This window comes from Chryseobacterium geocarposphaerae, assembly GCF_002797535.1.
GTDB lineage: Bacteria > Bacteroidota > Bacteroidia > Flavobacteriales > Weeksellaceae > Chryseobacterium > Chryseobacterium geocarposphaerae.
This window is the reverse complement of the sequence record NZ_PGFD01000002.1, coordinates 532,674-547,908: the sequence shown is the minus strand read 5'-3', so window position 1 is coordinate 547,908 and position 15,235 is coordinate 532,674. Positions and strand designations below refer to the sequence as shown.

General features: G+C 34.5%; 20 protein-coding genes. 12 read left to right on the top strand and 8 right to left on the bottom strand.

Translation table 11 applies throughout. The annotated features are described in order from the left end of the window. The first annotated feature begins 95 nt into the window (after positions 1-95). From CLV73_RS14145 to CLV73_RS14105, 9 genes are all read left to right on the top strand, one after another. Positions 96-998 (top strand): AraC family transcriptional regulator, encoded by a 903-nt coding sequence (locus tag CLV73_RS14145; RefSeq protein WP_100377523.1) that lies wholly within the window; start codon positions 96-98, stop codon positions 996-998. 348 nt (positions 999-1,346) lie between these two features. Further along, positions 1,347-3,581 carry a TonB-dependent receptor gene (locus tag CLV73_RS14140; protein ID WP_100377522.1) on the top strand — a complete coding sequence of 745 codons (2,235 nt, stop codon included), beginning with the start codon at positions 1,347-1,349 and terminating at the stop codon, positions 3,579-3,581. 48 nt (positions 3,582-3,629) lie between these two features. Beyond that, positions 3,630-4,280: a hypothetical protein gene (locus tag CLV73_RS14135; RefSeq protein WP_100377521.1), complete on the top strand. Its 651-nt coding sequence runs from the start codon at positions 3,630-3,632 to the stop codon at positions 4,278-4,280. Between the two features lie 70 nt (positions 4,281-4,350). After that, entirely contained in the window at positions 4,351-5,673 is a 1,323-nt protein-coding gene (locus tag CLV73_RS14130; protein ID WP_100377520.1) for a 2TM domain-containing protein, read from the top strand. A 2-nt stretch (positions 5,674-5,675) separates the two neighbouring features. Further along, positions 5,676-5,972, top strand: a complete 297-nt coding sequence (locus tag CLV73_RS14125; protein WP_100377519.1) for a 2TM domain-containing protein — start codon at positions 5,676-5,678, stop codon at positions 5,970-5,972. A 1-nt stretch (position 5,973) separates the two neighbouring features. Continuing rightward, positions 5,974-6,540, top strand: coding sequence for a methyltransferase family protein (locus CLV73_RS14120; RefSeq protein WP_100377518.1), 567 nt, complete (start codon positions 5,974-5,976; stop codon positions 6,538-6,540). 177 nt (positions 6,541-6,717) lie between these two features. Then, complete coding sequence (locus tag CLV73_RS14115; RefSeq protein WP_100377517.1) at positions 6,718-7,014, top strand: 2TM domain-containing protein; 297 nt, start codon at positions 6,718-6,720, stop codon at positions 7,012-7,014. Between the two features lie 32 nt (positions 7,015-7,046). Beyond that, positions 7,047-7,322 carry a 2TM domain-containing protein gene (locus CLV73_RS14110; RefSeq protein WP_157798805.1) on the top strand — a complete coding sequence of 92 codons (276 nt, stop codon included), beginning with the start codon at positions 7,047-7,049 and terminating at the stop codon, positions 7,320-7,322. A gap of 57 nt (positions 7,323-7,379) precedes the next feature. Then, positions 7,380-8,123 (top strand): LytR/AlgR family response regulator transcription factor, encoded by a 744-nt coding sequence (locus CLV73_RS14105; protein WP_100377515.1) that lies wholly within the window; start codon positions 7,380-7,382, stop codon positions 8,121-8,123. Between the two features lie 79 nt (positions 8,124-8,202). Here CLV73_RS14105 and CLV73_RS14100 read toward each other — a convergent pair whose 3' ends face one another. Then, positions 8,203-9,099, bottom strand: coding sequence for a hypothetical protein (locus CLV73_RS14100; RefSeq protein ID WP_100377514.1), 897 nt, complete (start codon positions 9,097-9,099; stop codon positions 8,203-8,205). A gap of 113 nt (positions 9,100-9,212) precedes the next feature. Here CLV73_RS14100 and CLV73_RS14095 point away from each other — a divergent pair, with 113 nt between their 5' ends. Together CLV73_RS14095 and CLV73_RS14090 are read left to right on the top strand one after the other, a co-directional pair. Next, positions 9,213-9,914: a glycine-rich domain-containing protein gene (locus CLV73_RS14095; RefSeq protein ID WP_100377513.1), complete on the top strand. Its 702-nt coding sequence runs from the start codon at positions 9,213-9,215 to the stop codon at positions 9,912-9,914. Positions 9,915-9,929: 15 nt separating this feature from the next. Continuing rightward, positions 9,930-10,280, top strand: a complete 351-nt coding sequence (locus CLV73_RS14090; RefSeq protein ID WP_100377512.1) for a hypothetical protein — start codon at positions 9,930-9,932, stop codon at positions 10,278-10,280. Positions 10,281-10,351: 71 nt separating this feature from the next. Here CLV73_RS14090 and CLV73_RS14085 read toward each other — a convergent pair whose 3' ends face one another. The 3 genes from CLV73_RS14085 to mnmA all read right to left on the bottom strand — a co-directional run bounded on the left by CLV73_RS14085 (position 10,352) and on the right by mnmA (position 12,546). Next, positions 10,352-10,558, bottom strand: a complete 207-nt coding sequence (locus CLV73_RS14085; RefSeq protein WP_100377511.1) for a hypothetical protein — start codon at positions 10,556-10,558, stop codon at positions 10,352-10,354. A 119-nt stretch (positions 10,559-10,677) separates the two neighbouring features. Beyond that, entirely contained in the window at positions 10,678-10,971 is a 294-nt protein-coding gene (locus tag CLV73_RS14080; protein ID WP_100377510.1) for a hypothetical protein, read from the bottom strand. A 387-nt stretch (positions 10,972-11,358) separates the two neighbouring features. Next, positions 11,359-12,546 carry a tRNA 2-thiouridine(34) synthase MnmA gene (mnmA, locus tag CLV73_RS14075; protein WP_100377509.1) on the bottom strand — a complete coding sequence of 396 codons (1,188 nt, stop codon included), beginning with the start codon at positions 12,544-12,546 and terminating at the stop codon, positions 11,359-11,361. Positions 12,547-12,662: 116 nt separating this feature from the next. Between mnmA and CLV73_RS14070 the strand changes: the two genes are divergently transcribed. After that, positions 12,663-13,190: a hypothetical protein gene (locus CLV73_RS14070; RefSeq protein ID WP_100377508.1), complete on the top strand. Its 528-nt coding sequence runs from the start codon at positions 12,663-12,665 to the stop codon at positions 13,188-13,190. A gap of 63 nt (positions 13,191-13,253) precedes the next feature. Here CLV73_RS14070 and CLV73_RS14065 read toward each other — a convergent pair whose 3' ends face one another. The 4 genes from CLV73_RS14065 to CLV73_RS14050 all read right to left on the bottom strand — a co-directional run bounded on the left by CLV73_RS14065 (position 13,254) and on the right by CLV73_RS14050 (position 15,198). After that, positions 13,254-13,823 (bottom strand): hypothetical protein, encoded by a 570-nt coding sequence (locus tag CLV73_RS14065; protein WP_100377507.1) that lies wholly within the window; start codon positions 13,821-13,823, stop codon positions 13,254-13,256. 4 nt (positions 13,824-13,827) lie between these two features. Then, positions 13,828-14,202: a hypothetical protein gene (locus CLV73_RS14060; RefSeq protein ID WP_100377506.1), complete on the bottom strand. Its 375-nt coding sequence runs from the start codon at positions 14,200-14,202 to the stop codon at positions 13,828-13,830. Positions 14,203-14,273: 71 nt separating this feature from the next. After that, entirely contained in the window at positions 14,274-14,819 is a 546-nt protein-coding gene (locus tag CLV73_RS14055) for a hypothetical protein (protein WP_157798804.1), read from the bottom strand. 4 nt (positions 14,820-14,823) lie between these two features. Then, positions 14,824-15,198, bottom strand: coding sequence for a hypothetical protein (locus CLV73_RS14050; RefSeq protein ID WP_169925768.1), 375 nt, complete (start codon positions 15,196-15,198; stop codon positions 14,824-14,826). Between the last annotated feature and the right edge of the window lie 37 nt (positions 15,199-15,235).

Sequence of the window (15,235 nt, the reverse complement as noted above, 5' to 3'; positions counted from 1 at the left end):
GAAACACTTTATGGCTTTCATTCTTTTTTTCAACCAGCAATAAATGACAAATAATTTTCACCCGATCTTGGTACCTTTGCTGGAAACACTTTGACGTGGAAGAATACAAAAAAAGAATCGTAAAAACCATTCAGTTTATTGATAATAATCTTGATACAGAGCTTTCCTTAGAAAAAGTTGCAGAGATTGCAGCGTATTCCCCGTTTCATTTTCATAGGATTTTCCGGATGATCACAGACGAAACAGTTCAGAATTATATTACCCGGAAAAGAATTGAAAAAAGCGCTTTTTATTTAGCTTTAAGAAAGAATTTGACTGTGAAGGATATTTATCATCAGTTCGGTTTTTCCAATCATTCGGCATTTAATAAAACCTTTAAAAAATATTACGGAAAATCGCCCTCGGAATTCCGTAAATTGGCACCTGAAAATTTTCATAAGATCCAGAATAAAGAAAGCAAGAACGGACAAATTGATACGGTTTTCGACCAATACATTTGCAATATCGAAAACCTATTAAATTGGAGAAATATGAATTTAAAAATTAAAGTAACCGAACTTCAGGAAATGAATTTGGCAGCTGTAATGAGTCTGGGAATTGCTAATGTTGAGCCTTCTTACAATATTCTGATTGATTGGGCGAAAACGAAAAGACTATTTCCCAAAGAGAATGTAAAAATGCTTTCCGTTTACCACGACAGTTTTAAAGTCACGCCACCGGATAAAGTAAGAATTCATGCCTGTATGCTGTTGGATGAACCTTTAAAGAAGCAGGAAGGTGAAGTTTTCCCGGAAACGATTGAAGCTGGAAAATTCATCATCGGGAGTGGTGAGGTTACCTTACATGACTTCGAACAATGTTGGGTTTCTCTCTTTTTATGGATGAAAGAAAACAATTATGCCGTTCGGAAAGTCTTCCCTTTCGAAATTTATCACACCAATTTCAAAGAACATCCCGAAGGAAAAATGCTTGTAGATTTTTGTATTCCTATTCATTAAAAAGGGCATTAGTAAAGCAAATAGTTATAAAAATTCCCCTCCTTTGGAAGGGGGTCGAAAATTCGAAAGAATTTTTGACGGGGTGGTTAAAGTTTACCACATTAGATTTGTCATTCTGAAAGCAGCAAAGCGTATTGAAGAATCTATAAAGAACAAAATAGAGATTCTTCCTTCGTCAGAAGGACAAAAGACTCATTCACTTCCTTGAATAAAAATTGTTCAAAAATCAAAAAAAATATCTGCGTTAAACCTAAAATTACAACTCAGAATCAAAAACCAACCATTCAGCAACAAAAATTTATAGACTTCAAAAATTCATCCTACTTTTGAATCGAAATAAAAACAGCTATGAAAACAAAATTATCATTTCTCGCCTTTTTTTTATCACTTACTTTAAGTTTTGCCCAAACCAGAATCTCAGGAAAAGTGAGCTTTAAAAATAAAGGAGTGAGTGAGGTGAATGTTATTTTAAAAGATACTTATGACGGAGCAACAACCGACGCGGAAGGTAATTTCTCGTTTGAAACCTCAGAAAAAGGAGATCATGTGCTGAGTTTTACCCATCCTAAATATATCGAAGTCAATAAAAATATTGAGATCGGTGATCAGAATGTCGTAGTGAATGCGGAATTAAAAGAGCAGATCAACGAAATAGATGCTGTTGTTGTTTCTGCAGGGGCCATTGAAGCAAGCGATAAAAAAAGAGCAACAGCACTTTTAACTCCTATAGATATTTATACTACTGCAGGAGCAGACGGACAGATTTCTTCAGCGTTGAATTATCTTCCGGGTGTTCAGAAAGTAGGAGAGTCGGAAGGATTGTTTATTCGTGGAGGAACCGGAACCGAGTCTAAGATTTTTATGGACGGAAGTTTGATCAATAATTATTTCTCCAATTCAATTCCGGGAATTGCAGGGAGAGATCAGTTTAATACTTCTCTTTTTAAAGGAAATATATTTTCAAGCGGAGGTTATTCTGCGTTGTACGGGCAGGCTCTTTCCGGAGCATTGATGCTTGAAAGTGTGGATCTTCCGGATCAGAGCTCTTATGACTTCGGAATTTCACCCATCTTTTTAAACGCGGGTTTCCAAAAATTAGATGATAAAAAAACGTATTCTTACGGGGCAAGTGCAGGATATTCTTTATTAAGTTTAATGCAGAAGGTCTTTGATTTTAACACCGATTTTATAGATGCTCCGCAAGGTTTCAACGGAGATGCCAATTTTAGAATAAAAACCAAATCCGGAGGTCTTTTCAAATATTACGGGATGTATAATACCAATAAAATGGGGGTGAAAACGGAAAGCCTTGAATCGGAATATGATTTCGCTTTGGTTCGTTTAAAAGGAAAAAACACCTATCATAATTTATCTTTCAGACAAAAATTCGGAAAATATCTTCTGAATGTGGGAACCTCCTATTCTTACAACAGATCAAACCTTAATTTCTCCACCGAAACAAATACTCTTGAATCTGAAAAAACGGAGCTTCTGAATGCTGGAAATTATATTAACCTTAAAGCCGTTCTAGAAAGAAAAATTAATAAAATAAGTGCAGTGAGAGGAGGCTTTGAGCTGAATAATGCCAGTGAACAATTAAACTTTCAGGACATTCAAAAAAATTACAGAGATCTGATCTCGGCAGCTTTTGTAGAAACAGATTTAGGTTTCAGTAACCAGTTTTCTGCAAAAATCGGACTAAGAGGAGAATATTCTTCTTTCCTGGGTAAAGCCAACATAGCACCACGTTTTGCATTAGCTTACCGCTTAGCAAAAGATTGGACTACTTCTCTCGCTTATGGTCTGTTTTATCAAAATCCTGAAAGCAAGTACATCAATTCACCTTCAAATCTTGATTTTCAGCAGTCTCAGCATTATATTTTCCAGATTCAGAGAGCGTCTGAAGGAAGAAGCTTAAGACTGGAAGCTTTTTATAAAAAATATAATGAATTGGTCAAAGTTCAGAATATCGGAGAAATAAACGGGCAATATCAATCTGTTCAGACTGCTGTAAACAATAACGGATATGGTTTTGCAAAAGGATTAGAGCTTTTCTGGAGAGACAAAAAAACATTCAAAAATATTGACTATTGGATAAGCTATTCTTATCTGGATTCAAAAAGAGATTTTATGAATTATCCGATGAGTTTAAAACCCAATTTTGCATCAGAACATACTCTTTCCGTGGTAGCAAAAAGATTTTTTCCTGAACTGAAATTCGGAACCAATCTTTCTTACAGCTACTCCAAAGGAAGACCCTATTATGATATTGCTACAAAAACAGTAAATGGTGAAGAAGTGAACTTTATAAGAAATGAAGGCAGATTAAAAGATTACAGTGCCCTGAATTTCAGCTTTAATTATCTTCCGAACCTTGGAAAAAAAGATTCAAAAGCCTTTACCGTTCTTGTATTGAGTGTTTCCAATATATTGGGATCAAAAAATATCTATGGCTATAACTTTTCCCGAAACGGAAATCAAAGCTCTGCTGTAGTTCCTCCGGTAAATACATTTGTTTTTGTGGGCGCATTCATTAGCTTTGGAGTAGACAGAACACAGGATGCCATTAACAATAATCTGTAAAAAACAACTACATTTAAATAAAAATAATCTTCAAAAAATTTAGAAACTATGAAAAAATACATTTTAACTGCTGCTTTAAGCTGTGTGAGTTTAATCACTTTTGCTCAGGCAGGTTATGAGAAAATTATGACAGAAAAAATCGCTAAAATCGAGACCTGCAAATCTGCAGAAGATTTTCAGAACCTTGCCAATGATTTCCAACGAATCGGAGATAAAGAAAAAGGAAAATGGCTTCCCAATTATTATACCGCATTTTCGTATATTCAAAAAGGAAGAGTGTTGATGAGAGAAGGTAAAATGGAGAGTCTTGATGAGGTGGCAGATCAGGCACAAAAATATATAGATGCTGCGGAAAGCGCAGAAAAAAATAATTCTGAAATCCATTTGCTGCAAAAAATGGTCTTTTCTCTGAAAATGATGGTCAATCCGCAACAAAGGTATATGACTTACGGAACGCAGGCTGCAAACGAATTGAAAAAAGCAGAAGATTTTGATCCTGCCAATCCAAGAGTGGCTTTAATAAAAGCAGAAGATGTATATTTCACTCCGGAGCAATACGGCGGAAGTAAAGCTAAAGGGCTGGAGCTTTTTAAAGTATCTTTAGAAAAATTTAATGCTTATAAGCCAAAAACGACCTTGGATCCTAATTGGGGAAAATCTGAGGCAGAATATTTTCTGAGTATGGGAGATAAAAAATAGTACTTTGGTCTTCCTTTCCAGAGGACCAAATTTTATATATCACTGATTCGAAATCAGGTAATTTTTAAATATGAAACGTAAAAATATCATAACGTTATTCTGGATATCATTGGCAACTTCAATGTTTTTCTTCTTTGTATTTACAGACGAGAGAAATATTGAAAACTTTGTTCTTACCATTCTTATTTCCTTTATCTATTCATTCGTTTTAGGTTTCGGAAACTGGGCAATTAATGACTTTCTCAATAAAAAGTTTCCCTGGTCTGAAGCGACAACAAAAAGAGCGGTGATAAGTATTATTTCAATCCTGATTGCCAATATTATCCTGGTGTATTTCTGCAATTACCTGAATTTTGTGGTTATTCAAAAAGCGGCTACGGCCAAGGAATATTTTTCTGGAAAATATAATTTCATCAACTGGTTTACCATCAATATAGCCCTGTTGATTTCGGCTTTTCTCCATGCCAAAAGTTTTATGGAGGAACTGAAAAAGACCTCAAAAAAAGAAGTCGTAGAACAGAAGCTGATTGCAAGATCTGCTAATGCCCAGTTTGAAAGTCTTAAAAACCAATTGGACCCGCATTTTTTATTTAATTCCCTGAATGTACTAAGCTCTTTAATTGATGAAAACCCGAAGCAGGCACAGAAATTTACCGCTTCCATGTCAAAGATCTACCGATATGTTCTGGAGCAGAAAGACAAGGAATTAGTAACGGTAGAAGACGAAATTGAATTTGCGAAAACTTATTGTGAGCTTTTAAAAACAAGATTTGAGGACAGCGTAGACTTCGAATTTAATATCGATACCGAAGATTTAAGACAGTTTGTGGTTCCGCTTTCTCTACAGCTGTTGTTGGAAAACTGCATCAAGCATAATTTTGCCACTTCTTCAAAGCCGTTGATTATAAAAGTATTTTCTGAAAACGATACGCTTTGTATCGAAAACAACCTTCAGGTAAGAGAACAGATGAAAGAAAGCGCAGGAATCGGATTGGCTAATATTGTTCAGCGGTATTCTTTGTTGACGAAGCGAAATGTTTTTATTGAAAAATCAGATGATTACTTTAAAGTAAAACTTCCGATGCTTTTAAGTAAACCTAATGTAGTCAGTGAAAAAAATGAATCTGGAGATAAGGCCTATGAAAAAGCACAAAAAAGAGTGAAAGAGATTAAAAGTTTCTATAGTAATCTTTTCTCATATATCATAGTAATCACATTTTTAATAATTCTTAACCTTATTACTTCTCCTAAACGTTTATGGTTTTACTGGCCGATGTTAGGATGGGGAATAGGGATTGCTGCTCATGCAATAAGTGTTTTCTCAATCGGAAGAACCTGGGAAGAGAAAAAAATACGGGAAATATTAGAAAAAGACCAACATAAAAACAGATAAAGATGATAAATATAGACGAAAACGATATTCGCTACAAAGAAGCGGAGAAACGTGTAAAAAAGATCAAAGGATTTTATATCCATTTGATGGTATACTGTTTTACGAATTTGCTTGTTATCGCCCTTCAGTTTTTTGATACTGATGATAAGGAACAATGGAGCTGGAAAATGTTTCAGTTACCTTTGTTTTGGGGGATTGGTCTTGCCGCGCACGGATTAAGCGTTTTTTTACCGCCTTTTGTGCTTGGAAAAAGTTGGGAAGAGAAAAAAATAAAAGAACTCATGGATAAAGAAAAATAACATGAAAGAGCTTACGGTCATATTTTATATTTCGATGGCAATTTGGTTTCTAAGTGAGTTGTACTACAAAAAAGTATTTACATCCACCCAAAACGCTAAGAAGAAAGATAAATCGACATTAAATATTCTGTGGTTGGTGATTGTTCCATCGATTTTTTTGGCTGTTTTTATTTCAAACATGTTCAAATTTCCTATCAGCAAGGGAGAGTGGATATTTTTTCTCGGTGAAGGCTGTATTGTAATCGGAATTCTTTTCCGATGGGTCATTATCAGATCTTTAGGTAAATATTTTACGGTAGATGTGAGTATCCAGGAAGATCATAAAATTAAGAAAGAAGGCTTTTACAAATACATGAGACATCCTTCTTATACATTTGCATTGCTGACTTTTGTAGGACTAGGTTTGTTTCTGAACAACTGGATTTCATTTGCCGTAGCTTTTATTCCTCCGTTTTTAGCATTCAATTACAGGATTAAAGTAGAAGAACAGGCTCTGATTGAACAGTTTGGCGACGAATATCTTCAATACAGAAAAGAAACAAAAAGATTGATTCCCTTTATTTATTAAGGCAAAATAAATCAAAAACAGATGATAATTAAAATCCCGATTCTCCGTTGAGTCGGGATTTTTACAATTCAGGAACCATTTTCTACGGTTCGGTAAGATAAAATTGATTTGAGGCGTTTTGCAGACCTACATTTGTATCAACAAAAACAAACAGTTAAACATTTAAAAATTATAATTATGGAAAATTTATCTTATCAAAAAGAAGTGTTGGCTTACGAAAAAGCATCAAAAAGAGTAAAAGACCTTAAAAGTTTCTACGGAAATCTCAGTTCTTATTGTCTTGTCATTCCTTTCTTATTTGTTTTAAACATCATTACGTCTCCTGAACATTTATGGTTTTACTGGCCGATGTTAGGTTGGGGAATCGGAGTTTTAGCTCATGCGGTAAACACTTTCGGAATCGGTAAAGACTGGGAAGAAAGAAAAATAAAACAACTGATGGAAGAAGAAAAAAGCAGAACAAAATCACTTTAATTAAAAATAATAACCTTTTAAAAATGAATACTATGAACTACAATCAGTCACAACAGAGAGTACAGGATTTAAAAAGATTCTACAAAAACATTTTATGGTTCGGAATCGTTGCTTTTATCATTTACTTTGATGATATTTTCGAGAAAGGAATTTTCAATATCTCACAATGGAACGGATCAATTATTCTGGCAATTTGGGGAATTATCTTAACAGTAAAAGCAGTAAAACTATTTCTGTTGGATTCTCAGTGGGAAAAAAATGTGATCGAAAAGGAGATGAGAAAATCAAAAGAACCGATTAAGTTTTAAAAACCAGTATTTTTAAGTAATTTTATTTCGGAAATTTAAACTAAAATCGGGAGCTCAATGATCAAAACAGTTATTATCGAAGACGAAAAACCGGCTTCAAGGAAATTGGAAAGAATGCTTAATGAATTTCCTGAAATTGAATTAATTGGGAAAATAGAATCTGTGGAAGAAGGCGTTCAATGGTTTTCAGAAAATGAGCATCCACATTTGATATTTTCAGATATTGTTTTGGGAGACGGTTTATCGTTCGATATTTTTGAGAAAGTTCCTACAAAGGGATTTATCATCTATACCACAGCTTTTGATCAATACACTTTAAAAGCCTTCAAATTAAACAGCATAGACTATCTTCTGAAGCCTATTCTGGATGAAGACTTAGCCGGAGCAATCGAAAAATACAAATCATTTATTCCTTCAGATAACTCTGTCAATTCGCAAGAAATTAAGCAGTTAATTAAAAAAGAAAAGACGACACTTTCCAGGATTTTGGTGAAAATAGGATACAACCTGAAAATTGTGCAGACTCACGAAATAAGCTGCTTTTTCAGTGAAAATAAAATAGTTTATCTCCAAACCCAGGAAAGATCCTTTCCTTCAGATTTTACACTGGATGAGCTGGAAGATGTGTTGGATGAGAAGAAATTCTTCCGAGCGAACAGGCAGTTTATTATTAATTCAGATTACATTAAAAATATTCATACTTCCCCTAATTACAAGGTTGAACTGGAATTTCAGCCACAGGAAGAGATTACAGTCAGCCGTGATCGTGTCAAGGATTTTAAAGATTGGCTGGTAAGTTAATTTGAAAAGCAACATAATAATGATTAAATAAAAACACTTGAAAACTATCAACTAACTACCATCAACTAACAACCAATAACTATTTATAATCTATCCGGTTAGCTTCCGTATCTTCAAGTTGTTTTATAATTGATTTCGGGATTTCATCACTGTCAAAAGGGAAACTTATTGAGTCAGGAATGAAGTTTTTTCTGTCTGCTTTCTGGAATATTTCAAACAGGGCTATAGGCTCTTGGTTAAAACTAATACATGTACTTATAAAATGCAACTCATGGAGCTTATATTCTGGATTCTTCAGCTTTTCATTGATGTCTTTTATCCTTGAAATAAAATGTCTCTGCCGAATGAACGTATTGCTGTTCATAATGATGAAAACATAATCTGAATAGGCGGTCACTTTTCCAAAATATTTATGACGGTCACCGCCACTTCTTTCTATGAAATACTCGCCGGAAGTTTCGGATTTGTAGATTTCTGTTGCAGAACGCCAGATTCTGTCTTCTTTTGCCTGTAAAGGGTTTTCCGGAAGGTTTCTGTTATAAGAGTACCAACAGCCGACCAATTTGTCCAGCAATTCCGTATTCTGCTTTACATTATTCATATCAATTCTAAGATCATTAAAATTGAACAATTCTGTATTCGAATTAATGAAATCTATATAATTTGAGTAACCTAAAACTTTGACAATCAGACTTAATTTCGCCAGATTGGGTTTGCTTAAAATTGTATTTTCGTTTTGGTAATATTTCTTTAATTTATTGATAATCAAATGTTCGTAAAGATAATTGGATCCCAACAAATCCGGATTTTTCTTTATATTTTTTTCTGAATTTTCATTAATAATTAAATCATTAAGCTCTGCAACAATGTACGACCATTCGGTTTTTGAAACGTCCTCCCAATGATTTTTCTTTAAAAAGTGCAGGCTCAAGAAATTCATTAATTTCTCTAAATGCTGAATATCTTCTTTTTTCATTTTAATATTTTGTAAGACTAATATAAGATTATTTTAAAACTAAAAAAGACTATTGTGAGACTTTTATATTATAAAATTAATAGAAATTTGAGTAGAAACTAAAAGTTGAAGCAATGGAAACAAAAATCTTATTACAGAATGATCCGCTTTGGATTAGGCTCCAGGGTTTTTCGTTAGATAATCCCGATGCTGATTTTCCTCTCTCAAAAAAATTAGCAAAAGAAGAGAACTGGACGGAAAACTTTACGAAAAAAGCGATAGAAGAATACAAAAAATTTGTTTATCTCTGTTGCGCTTTCCCAAGCGGAGCCTCACCCAGTGAAATTGTAGACAAAGTCTGGCATATGCATTTAATCTATACTCAGAATTACTGGGAAGAATTTTGTCCGAATATTCTGCAGCAGAAGCTTCATCATCATCCTTCAGCAGGAGGAGTCGTAGAAAACATAAAACATAAGAATTGGCTGGAAGATACACTGAAAAATTACGAAAATACTTTTCAGCAGAAACCACCGGAAGATATCTGGAATCCTGATGAAATAAAGAAAAAAAGAGTCCGGAAATTAAAATTTCTTTTTTTAGCAGTTGTAGGATTTGTAATCATTTGTTTTTCTGATGATTTTATGGAAGTTTTTATCAAAACATTAATACTGGGAGTTATTTTTTTCGTCACATATTTTATTTCTTTAGTTCAGGATCCAGGAAAAAGAATGACAAAATCGGATGGAAGCGGTTGTGGATCTGGTTGTGGAAATGGAGGAGGATGTAGCGGATGCGGCGGGGGGTGCGGTGGATGTGGAGGGTGCAGTGGTTAAACAAAATAAATTATTATGAAAAAAATAATCATTCACACCGTTCCGGTTGTTATAAGCTTTATCTGGCTTTTTACAGTTAACCATACTTTTGATCCGATTTCTTTGAAAGGACCCCATTTTCTCAAATTCTATTTAATTCTCGTGTTCGGACTTTATGCTTCAGTCTTTGCATTAAAAGTATTCGGAGAAAGCATTTCAAAAGCCACTTTTTACTTTATGATTTCTATTTTCCTTGTAGGAGTTATAAAATTGATCAAAGGAATTTTATTAGCAAAACCTGTCGGGTTTTTAATTATGATTTTAATATTGGAATTAATTGTAATACTGTTTGTTAATTCAAATAAATTAAACTATAAAATGAAATAATTTATTTGACTTTAATAAAAAGTAACCCGAAACAAAAAATGCTTTGGGATTTATATTAAGTTAGAATAAGGTTAAATTTTTTCTTTTTTATTCTTGATTCTATAGCCGTATTTTTTACAGGCATAATAAGTAAAAGCTAATAAAATAATGCTCAATATAAGTTGAGATTTTTCAGGATGTACAATTGCCTGATACAAATTATATCCAAAAATGGCAGATACAAACGCAATCAAAATCTGGTTGGCAATAATGTGTTGGTTTCTTAAAGTAGTTTTCATAATTGATATTTTAAATTGTTATCTATTAAGTAAGTATAACATTCTAAAATATGTTACAGGATTTTTGAAAAAATAAAACCCGAAACCATTGCTTCGGGCTTATTATCAATTCAGTTTTCTTATCTTCTGAAAGGTTTATTAAAGGCTATCTCTCCTCTGCGAAAATCATTTCTCTGATATTGTGCATATTGTTCTCTTGAAAGAATTCTTCTCAGTTTTGCGTCATATTCTCTTGCGGTCAGTCTTTGTTTTGATAAAGCAAAGATCTCTCTTTCCTGTCGTGGAGATAATTTCAGCCTTCCAAAATCGTTTTGACGATATTCTATTTTATCATTTCTGAATCCTTCTTGTCTGTATTGTGCATTGGCAGCGAATGCGATAAATAAACCAGCTGCTAAAACTAACTTTTTCATAATAATCAAATTTTAAGATTTATATTCTGTTTTTGTTCTTCTTGCTATAGAATAAACAATTGACATGCCTGAAAAAGTCATCAGTAAAGGCTTATAGAAGTATAAGTCTTTTTTATAGATGAATGGTAAAATTGAATCGACGATAGTAATATTTAAGGTTTTAGAGCTGTTTCATTACGACGATAAACTATTTATTTGAAGCTATCCCGCTTCGTTATTTTCTTTTTGGAATCGGCGGCGGCAAAGCCGCCGCCGATTCCAAAAAAGAACTCAAACATGCCGCCCAATCGGGGCTAGGAATTTGTGACGTCATAAAAAACGTCATAGGTTTTTAAAACCTATGACGTTTGAATCTATAAAGTTTGTCATCAGAAAGACAAATAAAATTTATGCAATCACACCGCTTCCCAATAATTCTTCGCCATCATACCATGCTGCAAACTGTCCTTCTGCAATGGCAGACTGTGGCTCTTCAAATTCAACATAAAATGCATCCTCAAATTGGTGTAAGGTCGCTTTCTGCAAAGGCTGTCTGTATCTGAACCTTGCCATTACTTCCATCGATTCTCCATTTTTCAGTCTCAGTTCTTCACGAACCCAGTGCAATTCAGAATTATCGATCTTTAAAGCTCTTTTTAGCAATCCAGGAAACTGATGTCCTTCTCCTACGAAAAGGATGTTGTTTTCCATGTCTCTAGAGATGATAAAACAGCTTTCTTTGTGTCCGCCGATTCCTAACCCTTTACTTTGTCCGATCGTGAAAAATTGAGCGCCTTGATGCTTTCCGATTACTTTCCCGTCGGATTTTTTATAATTGATTTTCTGGCTTAAATATTCAAGCTCTTCCTGTTTTGAAGAAAGTTCAGGAGCTTCTTGGGCGAAAAGCGGAGAATCTTTGAAAATTTCTACAATTTCGCCTTCTTTAGGAACCAGCTGTTGTTGTAAGAACTGAGGCAGGCTTACTTTTCCAATAAAGCATAATCCCTGAGAATCTTTTTTATCAGCCGTTACCAGTCCGATTTCTTTTGCAATTTCTCTTACCTGAGGCTTTGTCAGTTCTCCGATCGGAAACATTGCTTTCGACAACTGGTCCTGACTTAATTGACATAAAAAGTAAGATTGATCTTTATTATTATCCTTTCCGGCTAACAAATGAAAAATTTCTTTTCCATTTTCATCAATTGTTGAATCAACTCTTGCGTAATGCCCGGTTGCTACCTTTTCTGCACCCAAAGACATCGCTGTTTTCATAAAAACATCGAATTTTACCTCTCTATTGCATAAAACATCGGGATTCGGAGTTCTTCCTTTCTGATATTCATCGAACATGTAATCAACGATTCTTTCTTTGTAAAGATCACTCATATCAATCACTTGGAAAGGAATTCCAAGCTTTTGAGCAACCATTAGAGCATCATTACTGTCTTCGATCCATGGGCATTCGTCTTCCAACGTAACGGATGCATCATTCCAGTTTCTCATAAACAAAGCCACTACGTCATGGCCCTGTTGCTGTAACAAATAAGCTGTTACACTTGAGTCTACGCCTCCGGAAAGGCCTACTACTACTTTCATTGTATTTCAATTTTACGAAACTCTTAACGGGAGTTCTTAGTTTGACGCCGCAAAAATACAACTAAATAAATTCGTAAAAAAACTATAATTTTAAGCATCGATAAAAACAATATAATATGACAAAATTTATTATTCCTTTATTCTTACTCATTTCGGGTTCAGTATTTTCTCAAGTCGCGGTCGGAACTTCACCGGAAAGCAATAATAGATGGACTTTCGGAGGCGGAATCGGATTGGGCTTCGGAAGCAATAGCTATTTTAATCTTTCTGCAACACCAAGGGTTGGATATAAGCTTACCAATGATCTTGAAGGCGGAGTTTTGGGAAGTATTTCGTGGCAGAAATCCAATGCTTATAGTTCAACGATGCTCGGAGTCGGCCCGTTTCTGAATTACTATGTAGCAAGAACATTTTATTTAAGTGCGAACTATCAGCATTATTTCATCAATTATAAAGATAAGATTTACGATTATAAAGCGAATACGAATGAAGATGCACTGTATCTTGGAGGAGGCTATATGCAGAGAATCGGGAACAATTCTTATCTACAGTTAGGCTTGATGTATAATGTTCTTTATAAAGAAAATGAAAGTATTTTTTCAAGCGGATTAGTTCCGAATATTGGATTCGTAGTTGGACTTTAATACAACTGAATATAAAAACCCCGAAATTACTTCGGGATTTTTTTAATTGTATTTTTCTAAACGTTAATAAATCACAATCCAGGTTGCTCCGCCTGCGGTAAAGAAAGCTCCGCCTGACATATTTGCAGGAATAACATTTCCCGTTAAATCTGAAATGACGGTTGAACTTCCACAAAATTGTCCCAGGTAATAGTATCCTCCGGTATTAACTCCGGATTGATCCTTTATACCGAATTTAATTCCAGTCCATGTGGTCGCTGTACTGAAGGTTGTAAGAACACCTGAAGGGGCCGTAAATGGAGCGGCATAATTAGCATTCACAATCCACCTTCCAACCTGAGGAGTGGTAGGAACAGCAGTATTGAATGCAAAAGTATTGTTTACATTGCCATCATAATTGGCATCAATTGATACTGAAGGATTATTTGTAAATCCTAGCTTTAATAAATCATTGATAGCATCTCTTGATTCCAGGGTGGGAGTGCATCCCCCTCCAACATTCCCTAAATTGGATTTATTAAGAGTAAACTCAACATAATTGGGAGTATAGTTTTGTATATAAACAGGTGGCAATGATTGTGCTGAAAGAGAAAAAGATATAAATGCTGCTGCCAGTAAAAATAATTTTTTCATAAACTTAATTTTGTGATTTGTAATTTTGGTTGATTTCCTTGTTGTATTCACCATAGACTTCTACAGCCCATTTTAGAATTTTTTCTCTGTCGTTTTCTGTTCTTTTTTCAATTTCGGAATAAGTTACTCCTGTACTTGCTATAAGATCTTTGGCAGCCGGAATCAGCATGTCTTTCTTATAATCACTTAGTTCAGCTGAAGTCCTTGGTCTTTCAGGTGCCGGTTCTTTTTCCATGGCTACTTTTTTAATGGCCTGGTTGAATTTTTGAACAGCTTCAGGTTTAGAAATTTCAGGTGTTGCAGAAGTGGCCATATTTTCGTTGGCACAGGATAAAATAGTAAGTAATGGAATACTTAACAGTAAAAAAGTTTTTTTCATGATATTAATTATTGTTAAAAATTGTGTAGGATTTAGGCTCTCAATGTTATTATATCAGACTGTGGTAGAAATTAATAAAGAACAACCCAATCTGCACCGCCAAATTGGAAATAGCTTCCCTGAATTACTCCTGAAAAAGCTGTTACGGGTGTTGCTGATCCGCAAAAATGGCCCAAAGAATAATATCCTCCGATATTATTTCCGAAGTGATCCTGTACCCCCAGTTTAATACCTCCCCATTGCGAGCCCGTAATATAGGCTGTAGGAACAGGATTTGAAGGAAGGGTGTAAGGAGTAGAATAATTACTGTCATACGTCCATGCATCAATTAAAGGTGTCAATGGATAACTTGCATTAAATGTATTGGAAGTATTAATATCCCCGTAATAATAAGCTTCAGCAGGAACTGTATTGACTACCGGAGCATAGGTTAATGTAGACAGGCCTCCGGAACTCGTTGACTGAAGATTCGGACTACAGTTTCCTGCGATATTTGAAGGATTCAATCTCCATACAACAAATTGAATAACCGTATCCGTATAATTTTGAATATAAAGGTCTTGTGCTGAAATGCAAAAAGAAGAGAAAAATGCGGCAAGTAAAATTAGTTTTTTCATGGCTTTAGTTTTGTGATTTGTAATTTTGGTTGATTTCCTTGTTGTATTCTCCATAGACTTCTACAGCCCATTTTAGAATCTTCTCCCTGTCGTTTTCTGTTCTTTTCTCAATTTCGGAATAAGTTACCCCTGTACTTGCTATAAGATCTTTGGCTGCCGGAATCAGCATGTCTTTCTTGTAATCACTCAGTTCAGCTGAAGTCCTAGGTCTTTCAGGTGCCGGTTCTTTTTCCATGGCTACTTTTTTGATAGCTAGGTTGAATTTTTGAACCGCTTCGGGTTTAGAAATTTCAGGTATAGCAGAAGTAGCTACATTTTCATTGGCACAGGATAAATTGGTAAGTAATGGAATACTTAACAGTAAAAATGTTTTTCTCATTTTCATATTAATTAATTTTATGTTCAATAAAAATAAT

Bases quoted from the DNA above. Each gene is read 5' to 3' on its own strand.
- CLV73_RS14140 (WP_100377522.1), top strand. From the start codon at position 1,347: ATGAAAACAAAATTATCATTTCTCGCCTTTTTTTTATCACTTACTTTA.
- CLV73_RS14135 (WP_100377521.1), top strand. From the start codon at position 3,630: ATGAAAAAATACATTTTAACTGCTGCTTTAAGCTGTGTGAGTTTAATC.
- CLV73_RS14130 (WP_100377520.1), top strand. From the start codon at position 4,351: ATGAAACGTAAAAATATCATAACGTTATTCTGGATATCATTGGCAACT.
- CLV73_RS14125 (WP_100377519.1), top strand. From the start codon at position 5,676: ATGATAAATATAGACGAAAACGATATTCGCTACAAAGAAGCGGAGAAA.
- CLV73_RS14120 (WP_100377518.1), top strand. From the start codon at position 5,974: ATGAAAGAGCTTACGGTCATATTTTATATTTCGATGGCAATTTGGTTT.
- CLV73_RS14115 (WP_100377517.1), top strand. From the start codon at position 6,718: ATGGAAAATTTATCTTATCAAAAAGAAGTGTTGGCTTACGAAAAAGCA.
- CLV73_RS14110 (WP_157798805.1), top strand. From the start codon at position 7,047: ATGAACTACAATCAGTCACAACAGAGAGTACAGGATTTAAAAAGATTC.
- CLV73_RS14105 (WP_100377515.1), top strand. From the start codon at position 7,380: ATGATCAAAACAGTTATTATCGAAGACGAAAAACCGGCTTCAAGGAAA.
- CLV73_RS14100 (WP_100377514.1), bottom strand. From the start codon at position 9,099: ATGAAAAAAGAAGATATTCAGCATTTAGAGAAATTAATGAATTTCTTG.
- CLV73_RS14095 (WP_100377513.1), top strand. From the start codon at position 9,213: ATGGAAACAAAAATCTTATTACAGAATGATCCGCTTTGGATTAGGCTC.
- CLV73_RS14090 (WP_100377512.1), top strand. From the start codon at position 9,930: ATGAAAAAAATAATCATTCACACCGTTCCGGTTGTTATAAGCTTTATC.
- CLV73_RS14085 (WP_100377511.1), bottom strand. From the start codon at position 10,558: ATGAAAACTACTTTAAGAAACCAACACATTATTGCCAACCAGATTTTG.
- CLV73_RS14080 (WP_100377510.1), bottom strand. From the start codon at position 10,971: ATGAAAAAGTTAGTTTTAGCAGCTGGTTTATTTATCGCATTCGCTGCC.
- mnmA (WP_100377509.1), bottom strand. From the start codon at position 12,546: ATGAAAGTAGTAGTAGGCCTTTCCGGAGGCGTAGACTCAAGTGTAACA.
- CLV73_RS14070 (WP_100377508.1), top strand. From the start codon at position 12,663: ATGACAAAATTTATTATTCCTTTATTCTTACTCATTTCGGGTTCAGTA.
- CLV73_RS14065 (WP_100377507.1), bottom strand. From the start codon at position 13,823: ATGAAAAAATTATTTTTACTGGCAGCAGCATTTATATCTTTTTCTCTT.
- CLV73_RS14060 (WP_100377506.1), bottom strand. From the start codon at position 14,202: ATGAAAAAAACTTTTTTACTGTTAAGTATTCCATTACTTACTATTTTA.
- CLV73_RS14055 (WP_157798804.1), bottom strand. From the start codon at position 14,819: ATGAAAAAACTAATTTTACTTGCCGCATTTTTCTCTTCTTTTTGCATT.
- CLV73_RS14050 (WP_169925768.1), bottom strand. From the start codon at position 15,198: ATGAGAAAAACATTTTTACTGTTAAGTATTCCATTACTTACCAATTTA.